This is a genomic window from Paraburkholderia panacisoli (assembly GCF_008369935.1).
GTDB classification, from domain to species: Bacteria; Pseudomonadota; Gammaproteobacteria; order Burkholderiales; family Burkholderiaceae; genus Paraburkholderia; species Paraburkholderia panacisoli.
In genome coordinates, this window is sequence record NZ_VTUZ01000045.1 from 1 (window position 1) to 16,955 (window position 16,955).

Here is a 16,955-nt window from a genome sequence, read left to right on the forward strand (position 1 = left end):
GGGATTCGCGAACGATTTCGACGCGGCCTGGGCCCAGGCGGTAAGGGGGCTCAACATCGCCCGCTGGAATTCGTGAAATTGATAGAGCATAGGTGCTCCGTTTTAAGCGGTTCGCATGGGGCTGCGCAAACACGCGTATCGCGTCGCGGCGGGCCGTTTAGCTAGCCTCAGTTTGACGATCACGATACATCCGTGTCGGTACGTGGCTATTGTCGGTAAAGGCGGTTATCAGGCATGTTCGCGATAGCCTCGGCATCGACGAGACTTTCGGCGATTTTTTGCTTGGCGGGATTGTTGATCCATGATGGTTCGCTCATCGAAGTGTCGGGGATGCGCGGATGGCGCAAACAAGATGCTGCAAGATACCTCGTCCCCTGGTCGCTGCATGAACGTGTTATGCCGGAATCACCGACACTCATGCGGAACTATGATGTCCGTTCATTGCAGGCCGCTTCGGGTCGGGCGGAAATGCGTTCCACGAGCCATCCTCAGGCCGCAAGAAGAATATCGAAACCATCGCGCCCGATCGCAACGTCCGGAGATCTGCACAGCGCTTGCGCTGCCGGACGGTACGGTGAACTTGAGGGACGCGGACAGCCATCTCCAGTGTCGGAGATAGCCATTTTTCGACGGCCCAGTCTAAGGACCTCTCCGCAGCTCTCATATCGTTCTCCACGGCTCGCGGCGCGTCGACGAAGCAAGTTTGCCAACAGGCAGACGCAAGCACAATCGAAGGGATGCGTCGAAATCTGCCACGCGCACGATGTCTTCTGCCACACAACGGCGATACGATTTATTGCCGGACCGTCACGGAGGGTTCTGGCCGGGCACGCGACGAGCGCAGTCGCAACGCAAAGGTCCGCTGTCCGGGGCACAGCCGTCGCTCGAAAGTCCCTGCGAAAGAGTGGACCAGCGGCCATAGATGGCCGTACTGAGCCCGATGGCGATCGCTTCAAATCAACCGCGAACGGCATTCAAAATCTTCTATAGCGCCGTTCGCAGTCGTTCGACATCGCGGTACGCTGCCCACAATTCCAGATCGCCGCGCCACTCATCCTCCACGCCGCACGATCGCCAGCGTTACGGCGGCGCCCAGCGTCAGGAGCTGGGCGCCGCGCCCGTCGCGTTCATCACGATTGGCTAATGCCACGACGGGCGACGAGTGCCCTATATGCGCAAAAGATGTCCCGCTGTTCAGCATCGACCCGGACCCGGACTCGCCAACGCCGTGCTCACGTGATTGCGCCGGTAGTGGCGCGACCTGGGTCGAGATCGTTGCCCGTATATAGACATCACGTATCGAACTGCGGCGCGTCACGCCGGTTGGATTGACGCGCAGCTGATCACGTTCACTCGACGGACGTGGCAGCAACAGGCATCGAGAGTTGACCACGTACGCACAAAACCATCGCTAAGACGCCAGCGAAATCGATCGCCGCGCCGAACCGAAATGCGCTGCTGTAGCCGCCGAAATACTGGATCAGGAACCCCGTCAGCGCCGGGCCGATAATGCCGGACAGATTACTCAGGAAATGAATGAAGCCGCCGACACCACCCTGCCGGTGCAGCGGGAGTATTTCGTGCTGAATTGCCCAGATCGACTGGCAAGAGCCAGTGAGAAAGAACAGCGCCGCTGCAATCAGCGCGACCGCCGCGGTTAGCGAACCGGCCGACGTGATGCCAAGCACTGCAACGCCCGATAGCGCAAGCGGAATGGTTGCCACGAGCTTGCGTGCCATGATCGGGTCGTCCATCCGGCGGTAGATGAAGTCGCCGATAACGCCGCCGCCGAAATAGCCGAGTGCGCCGCAGATCCATGGAATCGATGTGATGATGCTCATCGACCGCAGGTCGAGATGCATCACGTTGGTCAGATAGCTCGGCAGCCAGGAGATGAACACGTACTGCGTGTAGTTCACGGCGAAAAGACCCGCGCCGAGCGCAAGCGTACTTGGACGGCGCAAATACGCACCAAGCGTCATGCCGTCTTCTTCGACGTTGCGTGCTTCGGCGACCGCGCGGCTCGCGGCGATCAGTTTCCGTTCCTCATCGCCGACGCGATGGCTTTGAGCGGGCGTTTCGGTAACGAACAGGCGCCAGCACACGATCCACACCAAGCCGAGGATCCCGATTACCACAAACGACGCTCGCCACCCGAAGGCCACTGCGATCAGACCGACGACCGGCCCGGCGATCGCATTGCCGAGCGTCTGCCCGGAAAAGGTGAAGCCGATCATCGTCGCCGCTTCATGACGGGGAAACCAGTTGGAGATCGTGCGGTTCGTGTTCGAACTCATCGGCCCTTCGCCAATGCCGAAGAATATCCGGTAGATCAACAGCGACACAAAGCCGGTAGCAGCTGCGGTGAGCCCGCAGAACAGCGACCAGACAGTCATTGCCCACGTGAAGACGCGCAAGGTACCCCACTTGTCCGAAAAGTAGCCACCGAGAAACGAAAAAACCGAGTAGCCAACGAAGAAAGTGCTGAAGACGATGCCGAGCTGCGAGGGCGACAGATCAAGCGACTTGCCGACGATCGGTGCGACGATGCCTAGCGCTGCGCGGTCCATGTAGTTGATCGCGCCGGCTGTAAATAAAAGGCCGGCTACTACATAGCGATATTTTCCAGGCTGCATATTTGTGTCCGTGAATTTATTTGGCTGTGCCGCGGCCAAACCTATGGGATCGGTCCGCACAACGCCGCCGCGGCCGCTTTGCAGACCATGCGAATCGCTACGCCCGTCATTTCACATCGGTCCGGCCCTGCAGTACTCGAGGTAGCGCGGCGCTGCCGACATAACAGAAGCCGATGCCTTCGATGCGGTCGCGGGCGCGGAATTTGACGACACCATCCTCCCGCCTCGACGCTGTCTGCGTAGCGAACGAAGTCACGCGCTCCAGCGGAACGACGGCACTGCAGACGGCAAGCGGTTCGCTTCCTGGCATTGTCAGCACTCCTCCTGGAGGTCGGCCGCGTTTCGGTTCACGGCCGTCTGCAACGGAGTGTGATAGCCCTTGACGAGCTGGAACAGTATCCTTTGGTATATCCAGACGATAAAACGCCGGCAGCGGATCGGGCCACTTTGCAGTGCGCGCTTGATTACTGTTTCGCCGCAAGACGGATTCTGCCGTTCCCATGATCGCGATCAGGTTGGGTAAATCTGTTATGCAAGAGATTCTTCGCTGTTGTGTATAGGCCGTTCGCGATCGGAATGCCAACATGAGTCCTCTTTGAGGGGAATACCATGAGCACCACGGTCCGATATGACTTCCGCAGCGACACCGTTACCCGGCCAGGTCTGGCCATGCGCGCGGCCATTGCCGCGGCCGAAGTTGGCGATGACGTCATGGGCGATGACCCGACCGTCAAGCGGCTTGAAGAACGGATGGCTGACATGCTCGGGAAAGAGGCAGCTCTATTCGTGTCGTCGGGTACGCAGTCGAACCTGATCGCGCTCATGGCGCATTGCGAGCGCGGCGACGAGTACATCGTCGGCCAGAATGCCCACTGCTACCGCTGGGAGGCGGGCGGCGCAGCGGTGCTGGGCGGTATCCAGCCCCAGCCACTGAACAACCAGGCGGACGGTTCGCTGCTGCTCAAGGACATCGAGGAAGCCATTAAACCGGATGATCCACACTTCGCGCGCACGCGCCTGCTCGCCCTCGAAAACACGATCGGCGGAAAGGTTTTACCACTGTCTTACGCCGATGCTGCGACGATGCTGGCCCGTCGGCACGGCCTCGCCTGCCACCTGGACGGAGCCCGGGTATTTAACGCCGCCGTGGCCCTGAGGCTTCCGGTCAGCATGCTCGCGCGCCCGTTCGACACCGTGTCCGTATGCCTTTCCAAAGGACTCGGCGCGCCAGCAGGATCGGTGCTCGTTGGTCCTGCGGCAGTTGTCGCCAAAGCAAGACGCCTGCGCAAGATGCTGGGCGGCGGCCTGAGGCAAGCAGGGATTCTCGCTGCGGCGGGTCTTTATGCGCTGGATCACCATATCGAACGGCTCGCTGACGATCATGCCAATGCAAAGTCGCTCGCGCAGGGTTTGTCGGAACTTCCAGGTCTGTCCGTATCGGTGCCCGCCACAAATATCGTCTTCGTGGATGTGGCCGCCGAGGTCGCATTGGACTTCGCAAACCATCTGGCCGCGCAGGGTGTCGGCGTCACGTCCGTATATGGCGCAACCAGACAGCGCTGGGTCACGCACCTTGACGTCGGCGAGCAAGCCGTAGCGTTTGCGCTTGCTGCCGCGCGCGATTTCTTTGCCGGCCGCGATTCGCGTAGCCTCGCGAGCGTGCCTCACGCTGAGCACAGCTAGCTCCTTAGCGTGCGCGATAGCCCTAAAGAAGTCTCCCCGTCACCCTCAACCATGCGCAATCATGCAAGCTGAAAATTTTTCGCTGCAACAGTACTTCGACCGGATTGGCTTTCAAAAAAGCGGGAAAGCGGACATTGCAACCATCACAGATATGATGAGGTGTCAGCTATTCACCGTGCCGTTCGAAAATCTCGATGTGCAGGCGAAAAAAATCGTCTCACTGATTCCCGAGGAGATCGTCAGAAAGATTCTCCACAAAAGGCGAGGTGGGTATTGCTATGAAGTGAATGGACTCTTTGCTATGGCACTTGAGGCAACGGGCATTCCATATCAATTCGTTGCCGCCCGGCCGATGTTCTACCCGGTCAAGAGACCCAAGACCCATATGGCGCTCGTTCTAACGTTGGACGGTGTCCGCTGGTTGTGTGACCTGGGCTTCGGAAGTTATGGGATCAGGGCTCCGATGCGACTGGATCTGCTGGACGTTCAAGTAGAACAGGACTCGGATACGTTCATGCTGACCCTATCCGACAATCAGGAATACGTATTGAAAGCGATGGTCGATGGCGAATGGACCAATCAATATGCATTCGACCTGTCTCGCCATGAATGGATTGATTTTGTGCCCGCCAATTACCTGAATTCCACGCACCCGGACGCAGTATTTGTGCAGAAGCTATTGATTGTCCTGCACGACCAGGCCGGTCGAAAGATCCTGTTTGGCGACACGCTAAAGATCGTGAAAAACGGACAAACTGAACAGCGAACCATTGTTCCCGGTGATCGTATATCGATGTTGTCGCGAGAGTTTGGCCTGGACGCTACGGAGCGCTGATCGCTTTGGAGGCACCTTGGGACAACCGATCTGGCGCATTCTGAGCACCCAAGGTCCGCAAGTTGCGGTTTAAACCGACCTTCGAACGCACTACCACTGTTCAAGTGAAACGAAACACCCCGTTGAGCCTTAAAGCTTCACGGGGTTTTTTTAGCGGCGCTTTTTTGACGCGACGGCAAATTTGTTGATCGCCAATCGCGCGTGGTTTTGCTGCGGCGGCCAATCGTTGCCGGCTGCATTCTTCAACTCGTCCTCTGTCATGCGGCGACATCGCATCGCGCCAGTATCGCCGCCCAAAGCAATCCGCCCTATCGCGCTCTGCCCACTCCGCCCCAGTTGAAACCAGACCCGGCCTGCAACGCGGGTACCCACTTCGCGCAAACCTGAAACGCCAGCAGCGCGCCGCCTACCGCAAACAGAACGGGAATCAGAAAGTCCTGCCCCACGTGCGTAAATTCAAACACGAGCACCACCGCCGTGATCGGCATCTGCATCGAAGCCGCGAGAAACGCCGTCGCACCGACCACCGCAAACGCCCCTAACGACGCCCCCGGCCAGAACACGCTCCACGTTCCGCCGAGCACGATCGCCAGCAACGCGCCGTTCGCAAGGCCGGGCGTCAACAGCCCGCCCTCCGCACCCGCGCGCAAACTGCTCGCGGTGATCACGACCTTCAGCACCAGGAGCATCGCGGCGAGGCTGATCGTCAGGCCGCCATCGAATGCCAGGCCTGCCGGGCCTTTGCCGTTGCCGAGCAACTGCGGGAAATGCATGGCCAGCACGCCGATGATCGCGAAGTTCAACAGCGACATCACCGGCAAGCGCCAATCCTTCGGCGCCGCGGCGCGCGAGCGCTTCATCAGTTCCGTAAAGCCCCTCGCGGCCGCGCCGAAAATCGGCCCGCAGACAACGGACCACGCGACCAGCGAGGCGCTCACTGTCATCGACGGCACGAGATATTGATGCTCGTTACCCAATCCCACTTGCGCGACCAGCGCCGCGATCGACGAAGTCACGATGGCCGGCACCAACGCCGGCCAGCCGAAGGTGCCCAGCAGGACTTCGAGCACGAACACCGCGCCGCCGAGCGGCACGTTGTACACCGCGGCCAGCCCGGCGCCCGCACCACACGCAACCATGATCCGGCTCTGCGCGACCGACAGCCCCGCGCGGCGCGACAGCCATCCGGCGAGCGCCGAGCCGATTTCACGCGGCGCCACTTCGCGGCCGAGCGGCGAACCCAGCGCGACCGTGACGATCTGCAGCAGCGCGTGGACTGCCGTGCTCGCCAGAGGCATCTGTGGATCGTCGGATTTGACGGCCTGACGGATGCTCACGAGCGGCCGCCCGAAGCGATACAGCGCCCACCAGCCGAGGCCCGCGACGAGTCCGCAGATCGTCAGGACCAGCACGCGGTGCTCGGGTGTCGCAGCGCTCACGCCTTGCAGAAAGCTCTCCGCGCTGATCGCGTGCGCGACGCTGTATCCATACGCGAGGTGCTGGATCGCGTGCAGCAACAACGCGAGCAGCATGCCGCCTAGACCCGCGCCGATGCCGGTGAGCAAGGTGACCGAGGTGACTGCCGCGAACGAGCTGTGTTCACGGCGCACCGGCATGGAAGTGTTTGATTTGACTGACATGATGCGTTGATGGAGCGGGATGGAAGGGACGGCAGCCATCTTATTCCGCAACGCACCATGAATCAAATTGATTTTTAAGATCTACTGATGCGCTATTTGCATATATGAATTAGACGGAACGCTTGCCTGTGGAACGCGTTGGGATGGGCACGGCTCAGCGATGAGCTGGCAAAGAGGCAGATCGTCATTGATCCGTCTCGCTTCGATACGCGACGCGGAGGCCACTCGAGCCGCAGTGATACGCACCCCACAAACTGATTCCGACGAGTGCAACCCTCTACCCCACCCGCCCAATATATGGTTCACTGCATTTAATCCGGCCGCGCTGCAACCCCATTAAACATTACATAAAACAAACACCAATCCAGACCAAATTACATTTATCCAACATTAAGCATGCATTGTGAATTCAGCACGAAAATTGCTCCAGGGATTAATACGGATAAACGTGCGGTCATTCATGCAAGCGCTTAACAGTCGGCGTACACTCGCCGCAAGCCCTTACCAGAGGGCGCACGGGGCTGCGAAGCCGCCCGTCGTCAAATACGGGTTACTGGAGAGACAGGAGAACAATCAATGAGCTGGACACGGGAACAGAGAAACGTCACGATCGCCGCCTATCTAGGCTGGACACTCGACGCATTCGATTTCTTTCTAATGGTGTTCGTATTGAAAGATATCGCGGCGGAATTCAATACGACCATTCCGTCGGTCGCGGTTGCGATTATGTTGACCTTGATGATGCGTCCGGTCGGCGCATTGATTTTCGGCTGGCTCGCCGACAAGTACGGCCGCCGTCCCACGTTGATGCTCAACATCGCGTGCTTCTCGCTGCTCGAACTGCTGTCTGGTCTGTCGCCGAACCTGATGACGCTGCTCGTGCTGCGCGCGCTGTTCGGTATCGCGATGGGCGGCGAATGGGGCGTCGGCGGCGCACTGACCATGGAAACCGTGCCGCCCAAATCGCGCGGCATCGTCTCGGGTCTGCTGCAGGCGGGTTATCCGAGCGGCTATCTGCTGGCGTCGATCGTGTTCGGGGTGTTCTACCAATACATCGGCTGGCGGGGCATGTTCTTTGTCGGCGTGCTGCCCGCGCTGCTCGTGCTGTATGTGCGCGCGCACGTGCCGGAGTCGCCGGCCTTCAAGACGCTCGAAAAGAAAGTGCGGCCTGGCCTCATCGCCACGCTGAAGCAGAACGTCGGCTTGTCGCTCTACGCGATCGTGCTGATGACCGCGTTCAACTTCTTCTCGCACGGCTCGCAGGATCTGTATCCGACCTTCCTGCGCGTGCAGCATCAGTTCGACGCGCACACGGTGTCGTGGATCACGATCGTGTTGAACATCGGCGCAATCTGCGGCGGGCTGTTCTTCGGCTGGTTCTCCGAAAAGATCGGCCGCAAGCGCGCGATCTTCATCGCCGTGCTGATCGCGTTGCCGGTGCTGCCGTTGTGGGCGTTCTCGAGCACGCCGGTGCTGCTCGCGCTCGGCGCGTTCCTGATGCAGATCTCCGTGCAAGGCGCATGGGGCGTGATTCCGGTGCACCTGAACGAAATCTCGCCCGATGAAATTCGCGCGACCTTCCCCGGCCTCGTGTACCAGCTCGGCAATCTGATCGCGTCGGTCAACGGCCCGTTGCAGGCGAGCGCCGCTGAAGCGCACGGCAACGACTACGCGCTCGTGATGGCGGTGGTGATCGGCATCGTCGTCGTGGTGATCGCCGCGCTGATTCCGTTCAGCCGCGAGCGGCGCGGCATCGACATGACGCAATCGGCCAAGGAAGTCGCTGCGCATGCCACAGGAAGCCCCGTTGGAGGACAGGTTTAAGCGTTCGAACCAAACGGCGATTTCGCGGGCGCGTTCTCCCGCACAATAGCTGCAAAGGCGGTCCTATCCGCCGCGACGCAAAAGACGCGTCATGTCATACACGCCAGGCCAAACACAGCCAGCAAGCAACACGAGGCCGTTCCGATTTCGATCGGAACGGCCTTTTCTATTTCCGCGCGATCTGACGCGTCGCGCGCAGCGCAAAGGCGGTTCTCGTCAGGTCTTCTAGAGGAGTTAGTCGACTACGACCCTTGATCGCATCGCCCGTCCTTCCTTATCCTGAAAAAAACGGCCGTTTCAAATTTCGATTTGAAGCGATTGTTTGCGGGCCGCACGCCCGGCAAACTGGGAGACGCTATACATGGCAGTTCGCACGACAGGCCGGCATGCCGGCGATACGAAATCGCGCATTCTCGACGCCGCCGAAACACTGTTCATCGAATGCGGCTATGAGGCGATGTCGCTGCGCCAGATTACTTCGCGCGCCGAGGTCAATCTCGCGGCGGTCAACTATCACTTCGGCAGCAAGGAATCGCTGATTCATTCGATGCTGTCGCGTCGGCTCGACCGGCTCAACGAGGAACGGCTCAAGCTGCTCGACCGCTTCGACGCAATGCTCGGCGCGCGTCTGACCTGCGAGCACGTGCTCGGCGCCATGTTCATTCCGGCGCTGCGTCTGTCACGCGATCCGCGGGTCGGCGGCAAGGCCTTTCTGCGTTTGCTGGGCCTCGCTTATACCGATCCGTCGCCGTTCATTCGCGACTTTCTGAACGGGCATTACGAGACCGTGGCGGCGCGCTTTTTCGATGCGTTCCAGCGCGCGTTGCCGCATCTGCCGCGCGAAGAACTGGGCTGGCGTCTGCACTTCGCAATCGGTGCGCTGTCGGGCGTGCTGGCCGGCACCGATACCGACAGCCTGATTTCCGAGTTCTCGCAGGGCAAGTCGATGAACGATCTGCAGTTGATCGCACGGCTGGCATCGCTGATGGTGGCCGCGCTCAAGGCGCCGTTGCCCGACAGCTCGCAACTGGCCGCGTTCGCCGCGGTGCTGGGCGACGCGGCCGAAAGCGCGGCGGAAAGCGCCGCGCACGGCGCGGGAGAATGCGGGCTGGACAGCGCGAACGGGGCCGCCGCCGCGCCGCAGGCGCGAACGCATGGGCAAAGCGCGACGGGAGCATCGGTGGACGGCGCATCGGATGGCGAACGCCGGGGCGGCGGCATCGAAGCGGCTTCGTTTCAGCACGCGATGCACGGCACGGCGTAGAGGCAAAAAACGTAGCAGCCGATGCGCACGGCGCCGTCATGGGCAGTCCGCGCGAAACCCGGCGGCGAGCCGCGGCGTGCGGCGCGATAAACCCCGCTGCCCTATTGCGCGAGAAGCCGCGCAACATGGCAAGCACGCCGAAGCATCGATGCCGCCGAAGCAGCAATACGAAGCCGGCACGCGAGGCGATCGAAGACGCAAAGAAAACCGCAACGCAACGAGGCGACAGGTAAGCAACGCACACGGTGAACCCCGCACATTCGACCTGCGCTTCGAGACCGCGCACCTAAGTCAGCACACGGGGTCGAACTATCAATACGGCGCGCACGAGGTCACAGGAGCGCTTCGCAGCAAGCAGCAGCACAAGCGCGGCATAAGCGCAGCACGAGAGCAATAAAAGCGCGTCCCGAAGCGCCGCAACCGCAACGCGAAGCAGCCACACCGCCGCGCGGAAGATCACAGGAACGCGAGCCGTCCGCCCCACGTATGCGTTCGCACGCATCATCGAAACAGGAGGAAACGTCATGTCGTGGTTCATCCTAGTGCTCGTCATTGCCGCTCTTGCGCTCGTCTACGTTCAGGCGCGCGCGTCCTGGTGGCTGGCCGCCATGATCGTCTGGGTGGCGGCCGCGCATGTCAGCGGCGCAGCGGGACCCGCCGCCACGACTCTGCTCGCGATCGTGCTCGTCCTCCCTGCCCTCGCGCTCACGCTCAAGCCGCTGCGCCGCGCGTGGCTGACCAGACCGGTGCTCGACGTCTTCCGCAAGATCCTGCCCGAGATGTCGCCGACCGAGCGCGATGCGATCGAGGCGGGCACGGTCTGGTGGGACGCCGAGCTGTTCTCGGGACGCCCGCACTGGGACAAACTCCTCGGCTACGGCCCGGCCACGCTGACGCCCGAAGAGCAGGCATTCCTCGACGTCGAATGCGAGCAACTGTGCGATCTCGCGAACGACTGGGAAACCACCATGGTCTGGCAGGACCTGTCGCCGGTCACCTGGCAGTTCATCAAGGAGCGCGGCTTTCTCGGCATGATCATTCCGAAGCAGTACGGCGGCAAGCAGTTCTCCGCGTACGCGCATTCGCAGGTCATCATGAAGCTCGCCACCCGCTGCTCGGCCGCCGCCGTTTCGGTGATGGTGCCGAACTCGCTCGGCCCCGCCGAACTGCTGATGCAGTACGGCACCGAGGAACAGAAGAACCACTATCTGCCGCGCCTTGCGCGCGGCGACGAAATCCCCTGCTTCGCGTTGACAAGCCCTTACGCCGGTTCCGACGCGGCGGCGATTCCGGACATCGGCATCGTCTGCAAGGGCAGTTTTGAAGGCCGCGAGACGCTGGGCTTTCGCGTCACCTGGGACAAGCGCTACATCACGCTCGGGCCGATCGCGACCGTGCTCGGCCTCGCGTTCCGCGCGCTCGACCCCGACCACCTGCTCGGTTCGACCGACGAGCCCGGCATCACCTGCGCGCTGATTCCGACCGAACACCCAGGCGTGAATATCGGCCGCCGTCACTGGCCGCTGAACGCGGTGTTCCAGAACGGCCCGAACTCGGGCAAGGATGTGTTCATTCCGCTCGACTGGGTGATCGGCGGGCGCACGCAGGTCGGCAACGGCTGGCGCATGCTGATGGAATGCCTCGCGGCAGGCCGCGCGATTTCGCTGCCGTCGTCGAATGTCGGGATGGCCAAGCTCGCGGTGCGCGGCATCGGCGCGTATGCCGCGATTCGCCGCCAGTTCCGCACCGCCGTCGGCAAGTTCGAAGGCGTGCAGGAAGCGCTCGGCCGCATGGGCGGCAATCTGTACGTGATGGACGCCGCGCGCCGGCTGTCCGCACAGGCGGTGGACCTCGGCGAAAAGCCGTCGGTGATTTCGGCGATCGCCAAGTATCACATCACCGAACGGGCCCGCATGGTCATCAACGACGGCATGGATGTCGTGGCCGGCAAGGGCATCTGCATGGGGCCGTCGAACTTTCTCGCGCGCGCCTATCAGCAGGTGCCGATTTCGATCACCGTGGAAGGCGCCAACATTCTCACGCGCTGCCTGATCATCTTCGGCCAGGGCGCGATCCGCTGCCATCCGTATGTGCTGAAGGAAATGGCCGCGACGCGCGAAAGCGATCATGCCAAGGCGCTGCGCGATTTCGACGCGGCGTTCTTCGGCCATGTGAGCTTCACGCTTTCCAACGTCGTGCGCAGTTTCGTGTACGGCATCACAGGCGGCGTTCTGATCGCAAAGCCGCGCACCGCGTATGCGCCGCTGCATGGGTACTACCGCGCGGCCACGCGCGTGTCGACCGCCTTCGCGCTGCTCGCCGACGTCTCGATGTTCGTGCTCGGCGCCGATCTGAAACGCCGCGAGCGCCTCTCCGCCCGGCTCGGCGACGTGCTGTCCCAGCTGTACCTGATCTCGGCGACGCTCAAGCGCTTCGAAGACGAGGGCCGTCAGGAGGCCGATCTGCCGCTCGTGCGCTGGGGCGTCGAGGACGCGCTGTACAAGGCGCAGCACGCGCTCGACGGCGTGCTCGCGAATTACCCGAACCGGCTCGCCGCCGGCCTCGTGCGCGCGCTCGCGTTCCCGTTCGGCCTGCCGTACCGCGAACCGTCGGACCGCATCGGCGGCGACATCGCCGAGCTGATGCAAACGCCCGGCGCGGCGCGCGAGCGTCTGGTGTCCGACTCCTATGTGCCGCATCCGGATGTCGACGCGCTCGGCTACGGCGAGCTGGTGTTCGAACTGAACCCGCGCGTCACGCAAATCGACCAGAAGCTGCGCGACGCGGTCAGACAAGGCCTGCTCGCCCCGATGCCGCAAAGCCTCGCGGAGCTCGGCGCATGGACCGACGCGGCCCAGCAGCAAGGCCTGATCGACGCCGACGAGCGCCGCGTGCTCGATGACTACGCGCGCTATGGCGCGCAGGTCGTGAAGGTCGACGACTTCCCGGCCGACTTCGACATGCTCGCCGGCCTGCAAAAACGCAAGGAGGCGCTCGACCGCGCGCTGGAACTCGCGGCCTGAGTCCCGGCCTGAGTCTCGGCCTGGGCCCAGCGGGGCGCGCGAAAAACCTGGTGGCAAGGCGTACCGGATGCGCTCAACTCAGTGCACACTGACACACGTCCGGCCAGCGGAGCAAACAACAATATGAACGACTCTTATCTGCAGTTCGTCAACTCGCCGTTCGGCGCGCGCCTCGCGCGCTCGGTCGGCCTGCCCAGGCCCGAGGTGCTGCGCCGCTATCGCGCGGACCGGCCGGAGTTCGAAGGCCTGGTGGCGATCGGCGGGGGGCGCGAGCCACGTCTGTTCGACGCGCTCGCGAATCTGGTGGCGAGCATCGGCGTAACGAGTGTCGCGCACGGGAGCGCCGGCCTGTGGGTGCCGCTCGCCACTCGCCACGGTCTGATGACCGGCCGCTTCGAAGCGGCGGAGCCCGGCTCGCCCGGCAGGCTCGCCGCCCTGCTGTTCGACGCGAGCGGGATCGAAGACAGCAGCCAGCTCGCGCCGCTCTATCAGTTCTTCCACGACACGCTGCGCTCGCTCGGCAAGTGCGGCCGCATCGTCGTGCTGGGACGGCCGCCGCAGGCTTGCGCGAGCCCGCGCCAATGGACCGCGCAGCGCGCGCTCGAAGGCCTGACGCGCTCGCTCGGCAAGGAAGCGGGTCGCGGCAGCACGGCGAATCTCGTGTATGTCGCGCAAGGCGCGGAAAGCGGCGTCGAAGCGACGCTGCGCTTCTTTCTGTCGCCGCGTTCGGCGTATGTGTCGGGTCAGGTGGTGAGCATCGACGCGGGCGGCGCGGGCGACACAGCCGGGGCTCACGCGCCGCCCGCATTCGACTGGGCGCAGCCGCTCGCGGGCCGGCGCGCGGTCGTGACGGGCGCCGCGCGCGGCATCGGCGCGTCGATTGCGAGCGTGCTGGCCGCCGAAGGCGCGCACGTGATCGGCATCGATATCCCGTCGGCGCGCGACGCGCTCGACGCAACGATGCGCCAGCTGAACGGCACCGCGCTCGCGTTCGACATCGCCGCGCCGGAAGCCGCCGCGCAGATCGCCGCCGCGCTCGACGAACTGGGCGTCGACATCGTCGTGCACAACGCCGGCATCACGAAGGACAAGACCATCGCGAAGATGACCGACGCCACATGGCAAAGCGTGATCGACATCAATCTCAGCGCGCAGGAACGGATCGATGATGCGCTGCTCGGCGCCGGCATCCTGCGTGACGGCGGCCGCATCATCGGCGTGTCGTCGATCAGCGGGATTGCGGGCAATCGCGGCCAGACCAATTACGCGACCTCGAAGGCCGGCGTGATCGGCCGGGTGCAAAGCATGGCGCCGTCGCTGCGCGCGCGCGGCATCACGATCAACGCGGTCGCGCCCGGCTTCATCGAAACGCAGATGACCGCGAAGATTCCGCTCGCAATCCGCGAAGCCGGCCGCCGCATGAACTCGATGAGCCAAGGCGGCCAGCCGGTCGACGTCGCACAGACCATCGCATGGCTCGCGCATCCGGGCTCGGCGGGCGTCACGGGCCAGGTCGTGCGCGTATGCGGACAAAGCCTGATTGGAGCATGAGCATGCGCGAACCAGGGGACCCGTTCGGCAGCGGGGCGGCGGGCGCGGCGCGCGGCGACGCGGTGCGGCCGAAGACCGTCGTCATCGAAACCTTGCCCGCGCCGGCGAAACTCTATGCGCGCGCGTTGACGGGCATCGTCAAGCGCGCACGCCAGACACCCACGCCGCAACTGCCGCCGCTGCGCCTCGTGCGCCCCGCCGTCGTGCTCGAGCCGGGGCCGGTCTGGCGTTACGCGCGCGTGTGCGGCTTCATCCCCGAGCACGGCGTGCCGCTCACCTATCCGCACCTGCTCGCCTTCCCGCTGCATCTGCTGATGCTGACCGACCCGGCGTTTCCGTGGCCGGCGCTCGGGCTCGTGCATCTGGCCAATCACGTGCGGCTGCGCCGGCCGCTCGCGTACAAGGACCTGCTGCGCGTCGAGGTGGAATTCGGCGCCCTGCTGCGCCACGACAAAGGTCAGGCGTTCGTGCTGCATACGCGCATGTACCGGCGCGGCGAGGCGGTGTGGGACGGCGACAGCGTCTATCTGAAACGCGCGGTGCCCGCGAGCGGCAGCGCGCTCGAGCCGCTCGAACTCGGCCCCGCCGCGCTGCAACGGATCGCGCGCTGGCAGCTCGCGCCGCAACTGGGCCGCGACTACGCGGGCGTGTCAGGCGACTACAACCCGATCCATCTCACCGCGCTGTCGGCGAAGGCGTTCGGTTTTCCGCGCGCGATCGCGCACGGCATGTGGACGCTGGCGCGCGCCGCATCCGCGCTGCAACCGCCCAAGCCGCTGGCCGAAGCGTCGCTCAGCGCCGAATTCAAGCTGCCGCTGCTGCTGCCGGGCGAGGCGTCGTTGTGGAGCGCGTCGCCGTCGCTGATCGAACGCGATTTCGAGTTGCGCGACATCGCCGGCGAAAAGCCGCATTTGCGCGGCCGCATGCAGTGGAGGCTGCAATGAAATCCGCGCGCCGTTATCGCCGTGTGGAATTCATGCCGCCCCGCGGACGTTGTTGCATCACGGCGTGCTGATCCCGCTCGCACAAATCACACCACTCAACCACAGCGAACGCCCCAAGGAGCCGAGCATGTCCAACCCGCTACCCGCCGTGCGCCGCGTCGCCATCGTCGGGGGCAACCGGATACCGTTTGCCCGTTCGAACACCGCCTACGCGAGCGCGTCGAATCAGGACATGCTGAGCTTCACGCTGCAAGGGCTGATCGACCGCTACAACCTGCATGGCGAACGCCTGGGCGAGGTCGCGGCCGGCGCCGTCATCAAGCATTCGCGCGACTTCAATCTGACGCGCGAAGCCGTGCTCTCCACCACCCTGGCCAGGGAGACACCCGCGTACGACGTGCAGCAAGCCTGCGGCACCGGACTCGAAGCGGCGATCCTCGTCGCCAACAAGATCGCGCTCGGGCAGATCGACGCGGGCATCGCGGGCGGCGTCGACACGACCTCGGACGCGCCGATCGGCGTCAACGAAAAGATGCGCCAGATCCTGCTCGAAGCGAATCGCAGCAAGAGCGCCGGGCAGCGCGTGGGCGCGCTGGCCAGGCTGCGGCCCGGCATGTTCTTCAAGCCGCTGCTGCCGCGCAACAACGAGCCACGCACGGGGCTCTCGATGGGCGAGCATTGCGAACTGATGGCCAAGCGCTGGAACATCTCGCGCGAGGCGCAGGACGTGCTCGCCCGGGAGAGCCATCGCAAGCTCGCCGACGCGTACGCACGCGGCTTCGTCAACGACCTGATGACGCCGTACCGGGGTCTTGCGCGCGACAACAACCTGCGCGCCGATCTGACGCTCGAAAAGCTCGCGGGCCTGAAGCCGGTGTTCGACCGCGACGCCGGCACGCTGACCGCCGGCAACTCGACGCCGCTCACCGACGGCGCGTCCGCCGTGCTGCTCGCGAGCGACGATTGGGCGGCCCGGCGCGGGCTGCCGGTGCTCGCGTACCTGAGCTGGTCGGAGACGGCCGCGGTCGACTTTTTCGACAAGAAAGAAGGCCTGCTGATGGCGCCCGCCTACGCGGTGCCGCGCATGCTGGCGCGCGCCGGCCTCACGCTGCAGGACTTCGACCTGTACGAAATCCACGAAGCCTTCGCGGCCCAGGTGTTATGCACGCTCGCGGCGTGGCAGGATGACGAATATTGCCGCACGCAGCTCGGCCTGGCCGGCCCGCTCGGCGCAATCGACCGCGCCAGGCTGAACGTGAACGGCAGCTCGCTCGCCACCGGCCATCCGTTTGCGGCGACCGGTGGACGCATCGTCGCCGGCCTCGCGAAGATGCTCGCGCAACTCGATAAACCGGCCGGCACCGCACGCGGGCTGATCTCGATCTGCGCGGCAGGCGGCCAGGGGGTGGTCGCGATTCTGGAACGCTGAGGGTGGCAGCCGTTGTTGCGTTCGCTTGATTGAAGGGTTTGCTTTACGCGCGGCTGCAACGCACGCTTTGCCTGCATTGACGACCGGCCGCCAAACCAGCACACAAACAGATGAAGCCACGGCTTC

Annotated in this window: 11 protein-coding genes; 8 read left to right on the plus strand and 3 right to left on the minus strand. The window is 63.6% G+C overall.

Translation table 11 applies throughout. The features are described from left to right. Positions 1-1,349: 1,349 nt before the first annotated feature. Both FVF58_RS40420 and FVF58_RS40425 read right to left on the minus strand, forming a co-directional pair. A complete protein-coding gene (locus FVF58_RS40420) occupies positions 1,350-2,636 on the minus strand; it encodes an MFS transporter (protein ID WP_149675253.1) in 1,287 nt (428 codons plus the stop codon). 106 nt (positions 2,637-2,742) lie between these two features. Beyond that, positions 2,743-2,946, minus strand: a complete 204-nt coding sequence (locus FVF58_RS40425) for a hypothetical protein (protein WP_149675254.1) — start codon at positions 2,944-2,946, stop codon at positions 2,743-2,745. Between the two features lie 299 nt (positions 2,947-3,245). Between FVF58_RS40425 and ltaE the strand changes: the two genes are divergently transcribed. Both ltaE and FVF58_RS40435 read left to right on the plus strand, forming a co-directional pair. Next, positions 3,246-4,319, plus strand: coding sequence for a low-specificity L-threonine aldolase (ltaE, locus tag FVF58_RS40430; RefSeq protein WP_149675255.1), 1,074 nt, complete (start codon positions 3,246-3,248; stop codon positions 4,317-4,319). A gap of 61 nt (positions 4,320-4,380) precedes the next feature. Beyond that, entirely contained in the window at positions 4,381-5,154 is a 774-nt protein-coding gene (locus FVF58_RS40435; RefSeq protein WP_149675256.1) for an arylamine N-acetyltransferase family protein, read from the plus strand. Between the two features lie 308 nt (positions 5,155-5,462). Here FVF58_RS40435 and FVF58_RS40440 read toward each other — a convergent pair whose 3' ends face one another. Continuing rightward, entirely contained in the window at positions 5,463-6,794 is a 1,332-nt protein-coding gene (locus FVF58_RS40440) for a chloride channel protein (RefSeq protein WP_149675257.1), read from the minus strand. A gap of 576 nt (positions 6,795-7,370) precedes the next feature. On the opposite strand from FVF58_RS40440, the gene FVF58_RS40445 reads away from it, so the two are divergent. The 6 genes from FVF58_RS40445 to FVF58_RS40470 all read left to right on the plus strand — a co-directional run bounded on the left by FVF58_RS40445 (position 7,371) and on the right by FVF58_RS40470 (position 16,829). Then, complete coding sequence (locus FVF58_RS40445; protein WP_149675258.1) at positions 7,371-8,618, plus strand: MFS transporter; 1,248 nt, start codon at positions 7,371-7,373, stop codon at positions 8,616-8,618. A gap of 361 nt (positions 8,619-8,979) precedes the next feature. Beyond that, positions 8,980-9,882, plus strand: coding sequence for a TetR/AcrR family transcriptional regulator (locus FVF58_RS40450; protein WP_149675259.1), 903 nt, complete (start codon positions 8,980-8,982; stop codon positions 9,880-9,882). A gap of 524 nt (positions 9,883-10,406) precedes the next feature. After that, positions 10,407-12,905 carry an acyl-CoA dehydrogenase gene (locus FVF58_RS40455; protein WP_149675260.1) on the plus strand — a complete coding sequence of 833 codons (2,499 nt, stop codon included), beginning with the start codon at positions 10,407-10,409 and terminating at the stop codon, positions 12,903-12,905. 123 nt (positions 12,906-13,028) lie between these two features. Then, positions 13,029-14,456, plus strand: a complete 1,428-nt coding sequence (locus FVF58_RS40460; protein ID WP_149675261.1) for a 3-oxoacyl-ACP reductase — start codon at positions 13,029-13,031, stop codon at positions 14,454-14,456. Between the two features lie 2 nt (positions 14,457-14,458). Further along, entirely contained in the window at positions 14,459-15,400 is a 942-nt protein-coding gene (locus FVF58_RS40465; RefSeq protein WP_149675262.1) for a MaoC/PaaZ C-terminal domain-containing protein, read from the plus strand. 127 nt (positions 15,401-15,527) lie between these two features. Continuing rightward, a complete protein-coding gene (locus tag FVF58_RS40470) occupies positions 15,528-16,829 on the plus strand; it encodes an acetyl-CoA C-acetyltransferase (RefSeq protein ID WP_149675263.1) in 1,302 nt (433 codons plus the stop codon). Positions 16,830-16,955 lie beyond the last annotated feature (126 nt).